Source organism: Streptomyces viridiviolaceus, assembly GCF_014650995.1.
Taxonomy (GTDB): Bacteria; Actinomycetota; Actinomycetes; order Streptomycetales; family Streptomycetaceae; genus Streptomyces; species Streptomyces viridiviolaceus.
In genome coordinates, this window is sequence record NZ_BMWA01000011.1 from 299,361 (window position 1) to 315,011 (window position 15,651).

13 protein-coding genes are annotated in these 15,651 nt (G+C 71.6%); 4 read left to right on the forward strand and 9 right to left on the reverse strand.

Going from position 1 to position 15,651, the window contains the following annotated elements; genetic code table 11:
- Positions 1 to 9: 9 nt before the first annotated feature.
- The 6 genes from IE260_RS18560 to IE260_RS18585 form a co-directional block, all read right to left on the reverse strand.
- On the reverse strand, positions 10 to 714 hold the full coding sequence (locus tag IE260_RS18560; RefSeq protein ID WP_189873225.1) for a helix-turn-helix domain-containing protein: 705 nt from the start codon (positions 712 to 714) through the stop codon (positions 10 to 12).
- A 106-nt stretch (positions 715 to 820) separates the two neighbouring features.
- Positions 821 to 1,660 (reverse strand): carbohydrate ABC transporter permease, encoded by an 840-nt coding sequence (locus tag IE260_RS18565; RefSeq protein ID WP_189873227.1) that lies wholly within the window; start codon positions 1,658 to 1,660, stop codon positions 821 to 823.
- A gap of 5 nt (positions 1,661 to 1,665) precedes the next feature.
- A complete protein-coding gene (locus IE260_RS18570; protein WP_189873229.1) occupies positions 1,666 to 2,622 on the reverse strand; it encodes a carbohydrate ABC transporter permease in 957 nt (318 codons plus the stop codon).
- 16 nt (positions 2,623 to 2,638) lie between these two features.
- On the reverse strand, positions 2,639 to 4,009 hold the full coding sequence (locus tag IE260_RS18575; protein WP_189873231.1) for an extracellular solute-binding protein: 1,371 nt from the start codon (positions 4,007 to 4,009) through the stop codon (positions 2,639 to 2,641).
- Between the two features lie 107 nt (positions 4,010 to 4,116).
- Entirely contained in the window at positions 4,117 to 4,815 is a 699-nt protein-coding gene (locus IE260_RS18580; RefSeq protein WP_189873234.1) for a response regulator, read from the reverse strand.
- Positions 4,812 to 6,497, reverse strand: a complete 1,686-nt coding sequence (locus IE260_RS18585) for an ATP-binding protein (RefSeq protein WP_189873236.1) — start codon at positions 6,495 to 6,497, stop codon at positions 4,812 to 4,814. The genes IE260_RS18580 and IE260_RS18585 overlap by 4 nt, the downstream gene beginning before the upstream one ends.
- 144 nt (positions 6,498 to 6,641) lie before the next feature.
- Here IE260_RS18585 and IE260_RS18590 point away from each other — a divergent pair, with 144 nt between their 5' ends.
- The 4 genes from IE260_RS18590 to IE260_RS18605 all read left to right on the forward strand — a co-directional run bounded on the left by IE260_RS18590 (position 6,642) and on the right by IE260_RS18605 (position 11,305).
- On the forward strand, positions 6,642 to 8,039 hold the full coding sequence (locus IE260_RS18590) for a cation:dicarboxylate symporter family transporter (RefSeq protein ID WP_189873238.1): 1,398 nt from the start codon (positions 6,642 to 6,644) through the stop codon (positions 8,037 to 8,039).
- Positions 8,040 to 8,177: 138 nt separating this feature from the next.
- Positions 8,178 to 8,591 carry a MerR family transcriptional regulator gene (locus tag IE260_RS18595; protein WP_189873240.1) on the forward strand — a complete coding sequence of 138 codons (414 nt, stop codon included), beginning with the start codon at positions 8,178 to 8,180 and terminating at the stop codon, positions 8,589 to 8,591.
- A gap of 14 nt (positions 8,592 to 8,605) precedes the next feature.
- Positions 8,606 to 8,920, forward strand: a complete 315-nt coding sequence (locus IE260_RS18600; protein ID WP_189873242.1) for a thioredoxin family protein — start codon at positions 8,606 to 8,608, stop codon at positions 8,918 to 8,920.
- A gap of 120 nt (positions 8,921 to 9,040) precedes the next feature.
- Positions 9,041 to 11,305, forward strand: a complete 2,265-nt coding sequence (locus tag IE260_RS18605) for a HelD family protein (RefSeq protein ID WP_189873280.1) — start codon at positions 9,041 to 9,043, stop codon at positions 11,303 to 11,305.
- A gap of 12 nt (positions 11,306 to 11,317) precedes the next feature.
- On the opposite strand, the gene glgB is transcribed toward IE260_RS18605, so the two are convergent.
- From glgB to IE260_RS18620, 3 genes are all read right to left on the reverse strand, one after another.
- Positions 11,318 to 13,873 carry a 1,4-alpha-glucan branching enzyme gene (glgB, locus tag IE260_RS18610; RefSeq protein WP_189873244.1) on the reverse strand — a complete coding sequence of 852 codons (2,556 nt, stop codon included), beginning with the start codon at positions 13,871 to 13,873 and terminating at the stop codon, positions 11,318 to 11,320.
- Between the two features lie 41 nt (positions 13,874 to 13,914).
- Complete coding sequence (locus IE260_RS18615) at positions 13,915 to 15,312, reverse strand: maltokinase N-terminal cap-like domain-containing protein (RefSeq protein WP_189873246.1); 1,398 nt, start codon at positions 15,310 to 15,312, stop codon at positions 13,915 to 13,917.
- Positions 15,313 to 15,396: 84 nt separating this feature from the next.
- Positions 15,397 to 15,651 (reverse strand): alpha-glucosidase C-terminal domain-containing protein (locus IE260_RS18620; protein ID WP_189873248.1); only part of this gene is annotated, 255 nt, incomplete at its 5' end.

The window sequence follows — 15,651 nt, forward strand, 5'->3', positions numbered from 1 at the left end:
CCACGGGCGCTACGGGCGCTTGTCGACGGCCGCCCAGAAGTGCTCCACGATCCGGTCGAGGAAGGCGCGGCCCGCCGCGCTGGAGTCGCCGCTGCCGCCGCCCCAGCTGAGGGTGGCGGCCATGTGCCCCTGGTAGTCCTGGTGCAGCTCCTGAAGTACCTGCTCCAGGAGACGCCGCTCCAGCGGGACGATCTTGGCGACCGGGCGGACGTAGCCCTGCCAGCGGGTGCTCACGGCACTCGACAGCAGGTCGGCGAGCTTCTCCTCGCGGCCGGTGACGGTGACGTAGCCGGGCAGGTCGAGGCCGAGCACGTCGGCGAGCGCGGCCGACTGGCGGTCGGTGCCGCGCCAGCCGTCGGTCTCCTCCATCCGCAGATAGGCGCGGACGTCCAGCCCGACCCGGCGGGCGACGTCCTCGGGCGCGAGGCCGCGGGCGACGCGGTGCTCGCGCAGGGTGCGCGGTCTGCCGATCAGCTCACCCGGCGAGCACCACAGCACGCCCGCGAGGGCGGTGAGTTCGGGATTGCCCGGTGAGGCGATGCCCCGTTCCCAGGCGATGACGAGATCCGGGGTCACGTACGACAGCCCGTACGACACCCGGATGCCGTGGGCGACGTGTTCGGGTCCCATGCCGAGGGCGGCACGGAGCCGGCGGGCGGCGAGGGCGTTGAACGGGGGGCCGGTGTGGTCGGGGCGGGGTGAGGGTTGGTGCACGGCCACAACGTAGGGGCGGCGGGCCGCGGTGACTACGGTCTGTTCGGCCAGGAACACGGATTGTACGAACGTACGGAATCGGTCACCCCACCGTCACCGGCCGCCGTCACCCCTTGACCGCCCCGCCCAGCGCGAACCCGCCGCCCAGGCGCCGGGAGATCAGTACGTAGAGCAGGATCACCGGCGTCGAGTACACGATCGAGAAGGCCGCGAGCTGCCCGTAGGCCACCATCCCCCGGTTGCCGAAGAACTCGTTGATGCTCACCGCCGCCGGCATCTGGTCCGGCGTGAGCAGCAGCATGAAGGGGACGAAGAAGTTCCCCCACATCATCACGAACGAGAACACGGTCACCACCGCCACCCCCGGGCCCATCAAGGGCAGCACGATGCGCAGCAGCGACTGCAGGGACGAGGCGCCGTCCGTCCACGCCGCCTCCTCCAGCTCCTTGGGCACGCCGTCCATGAAGTTCTTCATCAGCCAGACGGCGAAGGGAAGCTGGGAGGCGGCGAAGAAGAAGATCGTGCCCTGCAGGGTGTCGATCAGGTTCACCCGCACGAACAGGGCGTACACCGGCACCATGATGGCGGTGATCGGCAGGCTGGTCGCGAACAGGATGGTGAGCAGGAACGGCCGGTTCAGGCGCGACCGGAAACGGGACAGCGGATACGCCGCGAGCGCCGCGCACACCACCGTCAGCAGTGTCGCCCCGCCGCACAGGACCAGGCTGTTCAGCAGCGGTGTGAAGGTGACGCCCTGGTCGAGGATCGCGTCGAAGTGCTCCAGCGTCAGCCCGTCGGGGGCCTTCACCCGGAGACCGGCGTGCGGGTCCAGCGCGGACAGCACCACCCAGGCCAGGGGGAGCACGAAGGCGGCGGCGGCCACCAGCAGCCCCGCGTCGGCGGCCAGGCGGCGCCTTGTCCGGCGGGAGGCGGGAGTGCGGGCCATGTCCGTCAGACCTCCGTCCGCAGCAGGCGCAGGTACACGACCGAGAACAGCGAGCCGATCAGCAACAGCAGCAGCGCCACCGCCGTGCCGTAACCGATCAGACTGTTCTGGAAGGCCTGCTCGTACATGAACAGCGGCAGCGTCTGGCTCTTGCCGCTCGGGCCGCCGCGCGTCATCACCCAGATCAGGCCGAAGACCGAGAGTGTCTGGAGGGTGTTGAGCATCAGGTTCGTGGCGATGGAACGACGGATCATCGGCAGAGTGACGTGCCACATGCGGCGCCAGCCGCCGGCGCCGTCGACCTCCGCGGCCTCGGTGATCTCCTTGGGGATCTCGTTGAGCGCCGCCGAGTACACCAGCATGGAGAACGCCGTGCCCCGCCAGACGTTGGCGAAGGACACCGCCAGGATCGGCAGCGTGTACAGCCAGTTCTGCGAGGGAAGGTGCAGCCAGTCCAGGATGGCGTTCAAGGTGCCCTCGCGGCGGAAGAAGGCGTAGAGCAGGAAGCCCGCCACCACCTCGGGCAGCACCCACGCGGTGACGACGATGCCGCCGGTCAGCGTGCGCACCGGTTTCGAGGCGCGCTGCATCAGCGACGCCAGCGCCAGCCCCAGGGTGTTCTGCCCGACCAGCGACGACAGCACGGTGAACACCAGCGTCAGCCATACGGCGTTGAGGAACGCGTCGTCCCTGAACGCCCGGCGGAAGTTGTCCAGGCCGACGAACGACTCCTCGGCCTGTCCCGTCAGCTGGAGGTCGGTGAAGGCGATGACCACGCAGTAGGCGATCGGGCCGGCGAGGAAGAGGAGCAGCAGGGCGACGGCGGGGGAGAGGGGGAGGGCGCGGAGCAGGGTGCGGCGCGCGGTGGCGGGCCGCGGGCGGGCCGGGGCGGGTGCGGCCGGCGGGCCCGGGGCGGCCTTGACGGTCCCCGGGCCCGTGCGCTGAGGCGGGGCCGCGTTCATACGCGCTCGCCGCCGTTCACTTCTCGACGACCTTGTCGCCGGTGGCCTCCCTGAGCGCCTCGTCGTAGCCGCGCGCCGCCTCCTCGACCGACATGTCGCCGGTCGTCACGCCCTCCATCGCCTCCTGGATGGCGACGGAGACCTTGGGGTACGCCGGGTAGGCGGGCCGGTAGTGGGTGCTGGCGACGAGGTCGGTGAAGAACTTGATGCCGGGCTGGGCCCGCACGTACGCGGGGTCGTTCGCGACGTCCTCGCGCACCGCGATGCCGGAGTTGGCGATGTACCACTTCTGGGCGTTCGCCTTGGTCTGCATCGTCTTGATGAACTCGAAGGCCAGGTCCGGGTTGGCCGCCTTGGCCGGGATCGCCCAGGTCCAGCCGCCGGACATGCTGACCTTGCCGGGCGCCTGCCCGTTCTGCGTGGGCATGTGGGCAAGGCCCAGCTCCTTCGACCACTCGGGCCACTCGTGGCCGCTGCCCTCCAGCCAGTCCTGCGGCAGCCAGGAGCCGTCGAGGGCGATGCCGAGCTTGCCCTGCGGGAGCAGTTCACCGCGGACCGTGGTGCCGAAGTTGGGGTCGAGCGCGTCGGAGACCTCGGGGCCGAGTTTCTCCTTGTACACCGTCTCGACGAAGGCGAGGGAGTCCTCGAAGCCCTGGCCGGCGGTGATCCACTTCTTGCTGTTCTTGTCGTAGAGCGGGTCCGTTGTCCCGTCGCCCGTGCCGTACAGCAGCATCTCGAAGCCCTGCATGGTGGCGGCCTCGCCGGCGGGCTTGCCGGTGTAGACGTTCAGCGGCGTGACGCCGGGGACCTTCGCCTTGATGGTGCGGGCCGCGTCGAGCACGTCGTCCCAGGTCTTCGGCTGCCAGTCGGCGGGCAGCCCGGCCTTGGCGAAGACGTCCTTGCTGAACCACAGGCCGCGGGTGTCGGTGCCGTCCGGGACGCCGTACGTCTTGCCGTCCTCGCCCTTGGCCGCGGCCTTCGCGGTGTCGATGAACTGGTCCCAGTCCTTCCACTCGGCGAGGTAAGGATCGAGGGGCTTCAGATATCCGCTGGTGATGTCGGAGTTGATGAGAAAGGTGTCCTCGTAGACCAGGTCCGGCGCCGTCTTGGGGGAGCGGAGCATCTGCTGGACCTTGGTGTAGTACTCCGAGTCCGGGGCCTTGATGGGGACGAGCTCGACCTTCTTCCCCGGGTTGGCCTTCTCGAACTGCTTCTTGATGTCGGCGAGATAGGTGTCCATCACCTTGATGGAGTTGTCCGTCGACTGCTTGAAGGAGACCTTCACCGTGTCCGGGTCGCTGCCGGAGCCGCTTCCGCAGGCGGCGAGGGTGGTGGAGGCGAGAGCGGTGAGAGTGACGAGAGCGCTGAGCCGGACGGTGGGGCGCACGGGCACGACCTCCTACGGACGCACTTCCTTGTGGCCGGGATGGCTGCCCGGTGAACGTAAGAGGAGTGGTCTAGTCAGGTCAATGGCGCTGCGGCGGATTGCTGGGTTCAGCGGCCCCGCTCGGTCTCCCGGACCCAGCGGTACACCAATTCCGGCCGTCCCACCGTCCCGTACTGCGGACTGCGCGCCGCCCTCCCCGCGTCCACCAGGTGCTCCAGGTACCGGCGGGCCGTGATCCGCGAGATCCCGACGGCCTCGGCCACGCCGGCGGCGGTGAGTCCCTCCTCCGTGCCGCGCAGGGCGCCGGTCACCCGCTCCAGCGTCGGCCCGCTCAGCCCCTTGGGCAGCGCCGCGGGTCCGGGGGCGCGCAGGGTGGCCAGCGCGCGGTCGACCTCGTCCTGGCCGCTCGCCTCCCCGGCCGTTCCGCGGAACTCGGCGTAGCGCACCAGCCGGTCGCGCAGGGTCGCGAACGTGAACGGCTTCAGCACGTACTGCACGACACCCAGCGACACCCCCTCCCGTACGACCGCCAGATCCCGGGCGGACGTCACCGCGATCACGTCGGTGTGGTGGCCGGCCGCCCGCAGCGAACGGGCCAGCTGCAGGCCGTGCACGTCCGGCAGGTGCAGGTCGAGCAGCAACAGGTCCACCGGCGTGCGGTCGAGCACGCGCCGCGCCTCGGCACCCGAGTGCGCCTTGCCGACGGCGACGAAGCCCGGCACCCGGCCGACGTACATCACGTGCGCGTCGGCGGCGACGGGATCGTCCTCCACGACCAGGACGCGGATGGGCTGCTCGGTCGTCACGCGTCCCCGCCCCCGGAGACCCCGCTCGTCCGGCTCCCGGCCGGGGCCTGCGCGGACGTCCCCCGGCGCCCGGCGTCGTCCAGCGGCAGCCGGACCTCGAAGAGGGCCCCGCCCTCCTCGGCCTCCGCCACCGTCAGCGTCCCGCCGTGCCGCTGCACCGCCTGCCGCACCAGCGCCAGCCCCAGGCCCCGCCCGCCCGGACCGGCGGGCTTCGTCGAGAACCCCCGCTGGAAGACCAGGTCGGCGTGGGCCGGATCCACGCCCTCGCCGGTGTCGCAGACCCGCAGGCGCAGCTCCGGACCGGCCTCCGCGTCGTCGCCGGCATCGGTGTACGCGGCCACCGTCACTCGCGCGGGCACGCTGCCCTGGGCCGCGTCCACCGCGTTGTCGATCAGGTTGCCGAGGATCGTCACCAGGTCCCGTGCGGGCAGGGACGGCGGCAGCAGCCCGTCGTCCAGCCGGCTGTCCTGGGACACCACCAGCTCCACCCCGCGCTCGTTGGCCTGTGCCGTCTTGCCCAGCAGCAGCGCGGCCAGCACCGGCTCGCTCACCGCCGCCACCACCTGGTCGGTGAGCGCCTGCGCGAGCTCCAGCTCGGCCGTCGCGAACTCCACGGCCTCCTGGGCGCGCCCCAGCTCGATCAGCGAGACGACCGTGTGCAGCCGGTTGGCGGCCTCGTGCGCCTGCGACCGCAGCGCCTGGCTGAAGCCGCGCTCGGAGTTCAGCTCGCCCATCAGCGACTGGAGTTCGGTCACGTCGCGCAGGGTCACCACCGTGCCCCGGCGCTCGCCGCCGGAGACCGGCGAGGTGTTGACCACCAGCACGCGCCGCGCCGTCAGATGCACCTCGTCCACCCGCGGCTCGGACGCCAGCAGCGCCCCCGTCAGCTGTGCGGGCAGCCCCAGGTCGGCGACCGAGCTGCCGACCACGTCCCCGGTCACGTCGAGCAGCTCCCGTCCGCCGTCGTTGATCAGCGCGACACGGTACTGCCCGTCCAGCATCAGAAGACCCTCCCGTACCGCGTGCAGCGCCGCCTGATGGTAGTCGTGCATCCGGCTGAGCTCGTCCGCGTTCATGCCGTGGGTGTGCCGGCGCAGCCGCGCGTTGATGACGTACGTGCCGACCGCGCCGAGCAGCAGGGCGCCGGCGGCGACCCCGAGCAGCGCCGTCAGCTGCTCCTGCACCCGCTTGCTGATCTCCTCGACCTTGATGCCGGCGCTGACCAGGCCGACGACCCGCCCGCCGTCCTCGACGGGCGCGACCGCCCGGACCGAGGGGCCGAGCGTGCCCGTGTAGGTCTCGGTGAAGGTCCGGCCCCGCTGCGCGGGCTCGATGTGCCCGCGGAAGGGGCGGCCGATCTGCTCCGGGTCGGGATGGGTCCAGCGGATGCCCCCCGGATCCATGATCGTGACGAAGTCGACGTCGGTGTCCCGCATGACCCGCACCGCGTACGGCTGGAGGCGGGCCGTCGGGTCGGGGGTGCGGATGGCCTCCAGCACGGACGGGGAGTCGGCGATCGAGAGGGCCACCGACCGCGCCTGCCGGCCTGCAGCCTCCTCGGCCTGCCCCCGGTCGCTGAGGTAGCTGAACAGCGCGTATCCGGCGACGACGACCGCTATCAGCACGGCCTGCATGGCGAAGAGCTGGCCGGCCAGGCTGCGGGGTCTCAGGCGGATGCGCATGCCGCCAGTCTCTCTCCTGGCCGATTGTGAACTAAATGAACGCAAGGGTGACCGCACTCACAGGGCGGGAGATAGTCACCGCATCCCCCACTCCCGGACGTGAGCCGCACGCCGGTGACACCGACGTCGCCAAGGAGGGCCGCCGTGACCAGCGCAGCCGATACGGCACCTGCCGCACCCCGAGCCAAACGGGACCGCACGCACTATCTCTACATCGCGGTGATCGTCGCGGTCGCCCTCGGCATCGCCGTCGGTCTGATCGCGCCGGACTTCGCGGTCGAGCTGAAGCCGATCGGGACCGGCTTCGTGAACCTGATCAAGATGATGATCTCGCCGATCATCTTCTGCACGATCGTGCTGGGCATCGGGTCGGTGCGCAAGGCCGCCAAGGTCGGCGCGGTCGGCGGTATCGCCCTGGTCTACTTCCTGGTGATGTCGCTGGTGGCCCTCGCCATCGGCCTGCTCGTCGGCAACATCCTGGACCCCGGGACGGGTCTGGCGGTCACCGACGCCGTCAAGGAGACCGGCCACGCGCAGGTCGACGCGGAGGCCAAGGACACCACGGAGTTCCTGCTCGGCATCATCCCGACCACAATCGTCTCCGCCTTCACCGAGGGCGAGGTCCTGCAGACCCTGCTGATCGCCCTGCTCTGCGGCTTCGCCCTGCAGGCCATGGGCAAGGCCGGGCAGCCGGTCCTGCGCGGCATCGAGCACATCCAGCGCCTGGTCTTCCGCGTCCTGGCGATGATCATGTGGGCCGCCCCGATCGGCGCCTTCGGCGCCATGGCCGCCGTCACCGGCTCGGCCGGCATCGAGGCGCTCAAGAGCCTGGCCGTGCTGATGCTCGGCTTCTACGTCACCTGCTTCCTCTTCGTCTTCCTGGTGCTGGGCGTGCTGCTGCGGGTCGTCTCCGGCGTCAACGTCTTCTCGCTCTTCAAGTACCTGGGCCGCGAGTTCCTGCTGATCCTGTCCACCTCCTCCTCGGAGTCGGCGCTGCCGCGCCTGATCGCGAAGATGGAGCACCTGGGCGTCAGCAAGCCGGTGGTCGGCATCACCGTCCCGACCGGCTACTCCTTCAACCTCGACGGCACCATGATCTACATGACCATGGCCTCGCTGTTCATCGCCGACGCCATGGGCACGCCGATGTCCGTCGGCGAACAGATCCCGCTGCTGCTGTTCCTGCTCGTCGCCTCCAAGGGCGCCGCCGGCGTCACCGGCGCCGGCCTGGCGACCCTGGCCGGTGGCCTCCAGTCGCACAAGCCGGCCCTGGTGGACGGCATCGGCCTGATCGTCGGCATCGACCGCTTCATGAGCGAGGCCCGCGCCCTGACCAACTTCGCGGGCAACGCCGTGGCCACCGTGCTGGTCGGCACCTGGACCAAGGAGATCGACAAGGAGCGCGTGGGCGAGGTGCTCGCCGGGCGGGTCCCGTTCGACGAGACGACGCTCCTGGACGACGGTCACGGCGGGCACAGGGACGAGGACGCCTCCGCCGACCTGCCCGAGCAGGGCGGGGAGAAGGAACTGGCCAGGGCCTGACCTACGGAATCCCGCCGGAGCAGAACTCCGGGCGGCTGAGTCGCTCCCCCGTCGCTCAGCCGCCCGGTCGCCTTTTCCGCACCCCCTGACGCCGGCGTCGTTGCCTTGACGTCGGCGTCAAGGGCTACGTTCGTCCGTATGCGAATCGGTGAGCTGGCCGCACGCGCCGGAACCACGACGCGGACCCTGCGGTACTACGAGTCGCGGGGGCTGCTGCCCGCGCGTCGGGACCCCAACGGACACCGGACCTACGACGAGCGCGACGTGAAGCTCCTGGAGCAGATCAGGACGCTGCGGGACTTCGGGTTCGACCTGGAGGAGACCCGGCCCTTCGTCGAATGTCTGCGGGCCGGTCATCCCGAGGGCGACTCGTGCCCGGCCTCGCTCATGGTCTACCGGCGCAAGCTGGCGGAGCTGGACGCGCTGATCGGCGAGTTGCAGGGGGTGCGGTCCATGGTGGCCGCGCAGCTGGCGCGGGCCGAGCTGGCCGCCGACGCGTCGGTTCCGGGCGGTCCGGAACCGGTCTGCGAACTGGGAGGGCGAGGCCTGTGAGCAAGGCGAGCGGTGTGGCAGAGGTGACGGACGCGGATTTCACGGCGGAGGTGATCGAGGCGGACCTGCCGGTGCTGGTGGAGTTCACCGCCGACTGGTGCCCGCCGTGCCGGCAGATGGCCCCGGTGCTCAGCGCCCTGGCCACGGAGGAGGCGGACCGCTTCCGGGTGGTCCAGCTGAACGTCGACCGGAACCCGGCGACCACGAACGCGTACAAGGTGCTGTCGATGCCGACGTTCATGGTGTTCCGCGACGGTGAACCGGTGCGGTCCATGGTGGGCGCCCGGCCCAAGCGCCGGCTGCTGGAGGAGCTGGCGGACGTACTGTAGGACCGGAGCCACATAAAGAAATCCCCCGGGTAATTGCGCCCGGGGGATTTCTTTGCGTATATTCGGTGATTCGCGACTTCGAATAAATCAGGTCGCGGAGAAGTTCACTGAGTACAGTATATCCGGGCGGGAGCGGAATTGTCAAACACCGAATTTCCGGACGATGAATTGCGGCACGAGCAGGAATTCATCGACGGGCTGTACGCGCGTGTGGACGCGCTGCGCGGCGACGCCGAGACCTCCGTCACGGACGCGCTCGCGCAGGGCAACACCCCCATGCAGGCCAGGCTGGAGCGGGACATCCTCGTCGCCGAGCGCTCCGGGCTGCTCGCCGCGCTGAACGCGGTGGACGGCTCGCTCTGCTTCGGCCGGATCGATCTCGCCTCCGGCGCGGGGCACCACATCGGCCGTATCGGACTGCGCGCCGACGACGCCGAACGCACCCCGATACTGATCGACTGGCGGGCCGACGTCGCCCGCCCCTTCTACCTGGCCACCGGACACACGCCGATGGGCCTGCGGCGCCGCCGCCACATCGCCAGCGAGGGCCGCCGGGTCACCGCACTGCACGACGAGATCCTCGACCTCGGCGACGAGACGCGCACCGGCCACGAGGACCCGACCGGCGACGCCGTCCTGCTCGCCGCGCTGAACTCCGCGCGCACCGGACGCATGGGCGACATCGTCCAGACCATCCAGGCCGACCAGGACCGCATCATCCGCGCCCCGCACCGCGGCGTGCTGGTCGTCGAGGGCGGCCCCGGCACCGGCAAGACGGCCGTCGCCCTGCACCGCGCGGCCTACCTGCTCTACGAGCACCGCGAGCTGCTCGCCAAGCGCGCCGTCCTCATCGTCGGCCCCAACCCCGCCTTCCTCGGCTACATCGGCGAGGTGCTGCCCTCCCTCGGTGAGACCGGGGTACTCCTCGCCACCGTCGGCGAGCTGTTCCCCGGCGTGAAGGCCACGGCTGCGGACACGCCCGAGGCGGCGGCGGTGAAGGGCCGCGCCGACATGGCGGACGTGCTCGCCGAGGTGGTCCGCGACCGGCAGGCGCTGCCCGACCCGGTGATCGCGATCGAGCACGACCGCGAGATCCTCATGCTGGACGACGACCTGGTGAACGTCGCCCGCGAGCGCACCCGTGCCGCCAGGCTGCCGCACAACGCGGCGCGCGAGCACTTCGAGGGCCACATCCTCAACACGCTCACCGACATGGTCGCCGAACGCATCGGCACCGACCCGTACGACGGCTCCAACCTCCTGGACGCCAGCGACATCACCCAGATCCGCGACGAACTCGCCGAGAACCCCGAGGTGTGGTCGGCGATCGACCAGCTGTGGCCCCGGCTGACACCGGAGCGTCTCGTCGCCGGCTTCCTCGCCGCACCCGAGGGCTTCCTCGCCCCCGAGGACGCCGACGCCGTCCGCCGCCCGGTGACCCGGCGCTGGACCGTCGCCGACGTGCCCCTGCTGGACGAGGCGGCCGAGCTGCTCGGCGAGGACGACCGGGTCGCACGGTCCCGCGCCGAGCGCGAGCGGGAGGCGCAGATCGCCTACGCGCAGGGCGTGCTGGACGTGTCGTACGCCTCCCGGACCTACGAGTTCGAGGACAAGGACGAGGAGGACTCCGAGGTCCTGTCCGCGCACGACATCATCGACGCCGAGCGGTTCGCCGAGCGCCAGGAGGAGGAGGACCACCGCAGCGCCGCCGAGCGGGCCGCGGCCGACCGCACCTGGGCCTTCGGGCACATCATCGTCGACGAGGCACAGGAGCTGTCGCCGATGGCCTGGCGGCTGCTGATGCGCCGCTGCCCGACCCGGTCGATGACCCTGGTCGGCGACCCGGCGCAGACCGCGGAGGCGGCCGGCGTCGGTTCGTGGTCGAAGATCCTCTCCCCGTACGTGGAGGACCGCTGGGAGCACACCCGCCTCGGCGTCAACTACCGCACCCCGGCCGAGATCATGGACGTGGCTGCGGCCGTGGTCCGCGCCGAGGACCCGTCCTTCGAGCCGCCCAGCTCGGTGCGCTCCACGGGCGTACGGCCCTGGATCCGGGCCACCGACGACCTCCCGGCCGCCGTGGCCGAGGCGGTCGCGGAGCTCACCCCCGCCGAGGGCCGGCTCGCCGTCATCGCCCCGCGCGAGCTGCACCGGAGCCTGGCGGCCCGGCTGGACGGGGTGACGGCCGGGGCCGAGCCCGACCTGACGCACACGGTCGTCCTCCTCGACCCACGCCAGTCCAAGGGCCTGGAGTTCGACTCCGTCCTGGTCGTCGAGCCCGGCCGCTACGGCACCAGCGACCTGTACGTGGCCCTGACCCGGGCCACCCAGCGGCTCGGCGTGCTGCACACCGAGCCGCTGCCGAAGGGGCTGGTCGACGCCTAGCCCCCGCGGTCCCTACGCGGGACGCAGCCAGACCGTCGCCAGGGGCGGCAGGGTCAGCCGGATGCTCGCCGGGCGGCCGTGCCACCCCTGCGGCTCCGGCTTGACCGGGTCGGGGTTGCGCACATCGCCCCCGCCGTACCGCGCGGCGTCCGTGTTGAGCACCTCGTGCCAGGCGGGGACGTCGTCGGGGACGCCGAGGCGGTAGTCGGGGCGGACGACCGGGGAGAAGTTGGACACCGCCAGCAGGGGGGTGCCGTCCGCGCCGAACCGCAGGAACGCGAAGACGTTGTCGTCGGCGGCGTCCCCGACCACCCACTCGAAGCCCGAGGGATGGGTGTCGCACTGCCACAGCGCCGGGGTGGCACGGTAGACGGTGTTCAGGTCGCGGACCAGGTCCCTGACGCCCCGGTGGTCCGCCGCGGCCCCGTACTCCGGGTCGAGCAGCCACCAGTCGGGGCCGCGCGCCTCGGACCACTCGGCTCCCTGGGCGAACTCCTGCCCCATGAACAGCAGCTGCTTGCCCGGATGGGCCCACATGTACCCGAGGTACGCCCGCTGGTCGGCGCGCTGCTGCCACCAGTCGCCGGGCATCTTCGACACCAGCGACCGCTTGCCGTGCACCACCTCGTCGTGGGAGATCGGCAGGACGTAGTTCTCGCTGTACGCGTACACCATCGAGAAGGTCATCTCGTGGTGGTGGTACTTGCGGTGCACCGGCTCGTGGCTCATGTACTGCAGCGAGTCGTGCATCCAGCCCATGTTCCACTTCAGCCCGAAGCCCAGCCCCCCGAAGCCGCTCGGCCCCTGGTGGTGGGTGGCGCGCGTGACGCCGTCCCAGGCCGTCGACTCCTCCGCGACCGTGACGACCCCCGGCACCCGCCGGTACACGGTCGCGTTCATCTCCTGCAGGAACGCCACCGCGTCCAGGTTCTCCCGCCCGCCGTGCTCGTTCGGCGTCCACTGGCCCGGCTCGCGCGAGTAGTCCAGGTAGAGCATGGAGGCGACCGCGTCCACGCGCAGCCCGTCGATGTGGAACTCCTCGCACCAGTACACGGCGTTCGCCACCAGGAAGTTGCGCACCTCCCGCCGCCCGAAGTCGAACTCCAGCGTCCCCCAGTCGGGGTGGGCGGCCCTGAGCGGGTCCGCGTGCTCGTACAGCGGACGGCCGTCGAACTCGGCCAGCGCCCAGTCGTCGCGCGGGAAGTGCGCCGGCACCCAGTCCATCAGCACGCCGATGCCGGCCTGGTGCAGCCTGTCCACCAGGTACTTGAAGTCGTCGGGCGTGCCCAGCCGGGCCGTCGGCGCGTAGAAGCCGGTGACCTGGTAGCCCCAGGAGCCGCCGAAGGGGTGCTCGGCGACCGGCATCAGCTCCACGTGCGTGAACCCCAGGTCCTCGACGTACCGCGGAAGTTCCTCGGCCAGCTCGCGGTACGTCAGTCCCGGCCGCCAGGAGGGCAGGTGGACCTCGTACACCGACAGGGGTGCCTCGTGCGCGGGCGTGTCCGCGCGGCGGGCCAGCCACTCGTCGTCGCCCCACTCGTAGTGCGAGGCGTGCACGATCGACGACGTGCTGGGCGGCTCCTCGGTGCGGCGGGCGAGCGGGTCGGCACGCAGGGTCCGGGACCCGTCGGGCCGGGTGATCTCGAACTTGTACAGCTCGCCCGCGCCGATGCCGGGCAGGAACAGCTCCCACACGCCGGTGGCGCCGAGCGACCGCATCGGATGGCCGGTGCCGTCCCAGAAGTTGAAACCGCCGGCCACGCGCACGCCGCGCGCGTTGGGCGCCCACACCGTGAAGCGGGTGCCGGACACGCCCTGGTGCGTCATCGGCTCCGCGCCGAGAGCCCGCCACAGCTGCTCGTGCCGGCCCTCGCCGATCAGGTGCAGATCCAGATCGCCGAGCGTGGGCAGGAAGCGGTAGGGGTCCTCGCTCTCCTGCACCGTCTCCTCGTACGCCACGAGGAGCCGGTAGGCCGGGACCTCGCCCAGCGGCAGCAGCCCGGAGAAGAAGCCGTCCCCGTCGTCGTGCAGCACGGCCCGCAGCTCCCCGGAGACGACGGTCACCGCCCGTGCGTACGGCCGCAGGACCCGCACGGCGACCCCGCCGGGAACCGGGTGCGCACCGAGCACGGAGTGCGGATCGTGGTGCGTGCCGTTCAGCAGGCGCTCCCGGTCACCGGCGTCGAGGGCGGGGGAGGCGGCGACCTCGACCGGGGCGGTCTTCGCGGGCGAGCCGGCGGCCGGCGGCTTCTTCGCCGGGGCCTTCCTCACGGCGGCCCTCGCGGGCGTCGCGGCTTTGCCCGCCGCGGCCCTCTTCGCGGTCGCCTGCTTCGGCACCGCCTTCTTCGTGGTCGCCTTCTTCGCGGCTGCCTGTTGCGGGACGGCCTTCTTCGCGGCTGCCTGCTCGGGTGCGGCCTTCTTCGCGACCGCCTGCTTCGGCACCGCCTTCTTCGCGGTCGTCCTCTTGGCCACCGCCTTCTTCTCGGACGTCGCCGCCTTCTTCGCGGCGCTCTGCTCCTCGGCCGTCTTCTTCGGATCCGGACCGCTGGACGGGGGGCGGGGGGTCACGCGCGGAGCCTCCTCGGCGAAGGTGGGATGAAGGAGTGACGTCAGGCCGCTTCGTCGGCGGTGGCCAGACGGCGCACCGCGGACAGCGGCACCGGGAGCCATTCGGGGCGGTGCCGGGCCTCGTACACCACCTCGTAGACCGCCTTGTCCGTCTCGTAGGCGCGCAGCAGCACGGGATCGGTGCGCGGGTCGTACCCGCCGGCCTCCGCGTACCCGGTGCAGTAGGCGGCCCGGCAACTCGTGGCCCAGCCCGGGACGGGGGAGCCGGCCGAGTGGGCGGCGTAGTCGAAGGAGCGCAGCATCCCCGCGACGTCCCGCACCACCGGCTGCGGCAGCCGCCGCTCGGCCAGCGGTTTGGCCGGCTCGCCCTCGAAGTCGATCAGCGACCAGTGACCCGACGGCGAGCGCAGGCACTGCCCGAGATGCAGGTCGCCGTGGACGCGCTGGGCGGTCCAGGTGCCGCCCTCGGCGGCCAGGTCGTCCAGCGCCGTGAACGCCGAGCGCAGCCCTCGCGCGTACGGCCGCAGCGCGGGCACCGCCCGCACCGCCTCCGCCAGCCGCTCGGTCATGCCGCCGACCAGCTGCCGCACCTGGCCGTGGCCCAGGGTGACCGTGGGCAGCGCACGGGCCAGCGCGGTGTGCACCTCGGCGGTGGCCCGCCCGAGCGCACGGGCCTCGGCGGCGAAGTCCTGGCCCTTGGCCAGCTCGCGCAGGGCCAGCTCCCAGCCGTCGGTCGCGCCCTGTACGTACGGCTGGAGCACACCGAGCACCCAGGACCGGCCGGCCAGGTCCGCCGTCATCCACGCCGTCGGCGCGGGCACCCGGGGGCAGCCCTCGCGGGCCAGGGCGAGCGGCAGCTCCAGATCGGGGTTGATCCCGGGCACGATCCGGCGCAGGAGTTTGAGAATGAACGTATCTCCATACACGACCGAGGAGTTGGACTGCTCGGCGGTCATCAGACGTGGCACCAGACCGGTGCGGATCTCCTGGTCCCGGCTCCGCTCGAAACGCAGCCCGCCGATGCGGGCCCGGGTGCGCAGCGCTTCCAGGAGGACCTCGGCGGGCCGGGTGTCGTACAGGGCGTCGTAGGCCGTCCGTCCGGCCAGCGGGCCCTGGGTCACGTGGCCGATCAGCGCGGGCGCGAGCCGGGGCGGCAGCGCCTCGCGCACGCCTATGAGGAGCTGGTAGCAGTCGCCCGGCTGCTCGGGGGAGCCCGGGGCCGGTACGAGCGGCTGATGGGCGCGCACCAGCACGTGGTACAGACCGACGCGGGCGTCGGGCGGCAGCAGCTCGGTGGCGGCGACCAGCGAGAACCCCGTGACCGGACGCCCCTTGCCCGCGAACCAGCGTTGCCGCGGCAGCCATTCCCGCAGCAGCGGATCCAGTGACGCAAGGAGGCCGGGCGGGCCGGTGACGGTGCGGGTGACGGCTTCCGACATGACGTCGCGTCCTTTCCCCGGGTCGTCGGGGTGTTACTGATGCGTGCCCCGGGCGGGGCGGGAGAAACCGCCCCGCCCCGGGTTCTAGGCGGCGTCCTTGCGGAGCCGGAACCAGTAGAAGCCGTGGCCTCCGAGGGTCAGCAGGTACGGCAGTTCCCCCACGGCAGGGAAGCGGACGCCGCCGAACAGCTCGACCGGATGGCGTCCCGCGAAGGCGCTCAGGTCGAGTTCGGTGGGCTGCGCGAACCGGGAGAAGTTGTGGACGCACAGCACCAGGTCGTCCTCGTACTCGCGCAGGAAGGCCAGCACCGCCGGGTTGGAGGACGGCAGTTCGGTGTA

What these genes read in the sequence shown, in the direction of transcription:
- IE260_RS18585 (WP_189873236.1), bottom strand. Translation starts at nt 6,497, where the DNA reads ATGCGCATCCGCCTGAGACCCCGCAGCCTGGCCGGCCAGCTCTTCGCC.
- IE260_RS18565 (WP_189873227.1), bottom strand. Translation starts at nt 1,660, where the DNA reads ATGGCCCGCACTCCCGCCTCCCGCCGGACAAGGCGCCGCCTGGCCGCC.
- IE260_RS18595 (WP_189873240.1), top strand. Translation starts at nt 8,178, where the DNA reads ATGCGAATCGGTGAGCTGGCCGCACGCGCCGGAACCACGACGCGGACC.
- IE260_RS18570 (WP_189873229.1), bottom strand. Translation starts at nt 2,622, where the DNA reads ATGAACGCGGCCCCGCCTCAGCGCACGGGCCCGGGGACCGTCAAGGCC.
- IE260_RS18615 (WP_189873246.1), bottom strand. Translation starts at nt 15,312, where the DNA reads ATGTCGGAAGCCGTCACCCGCACCGTCACCGGCCCGCCCGGCCTCCTT.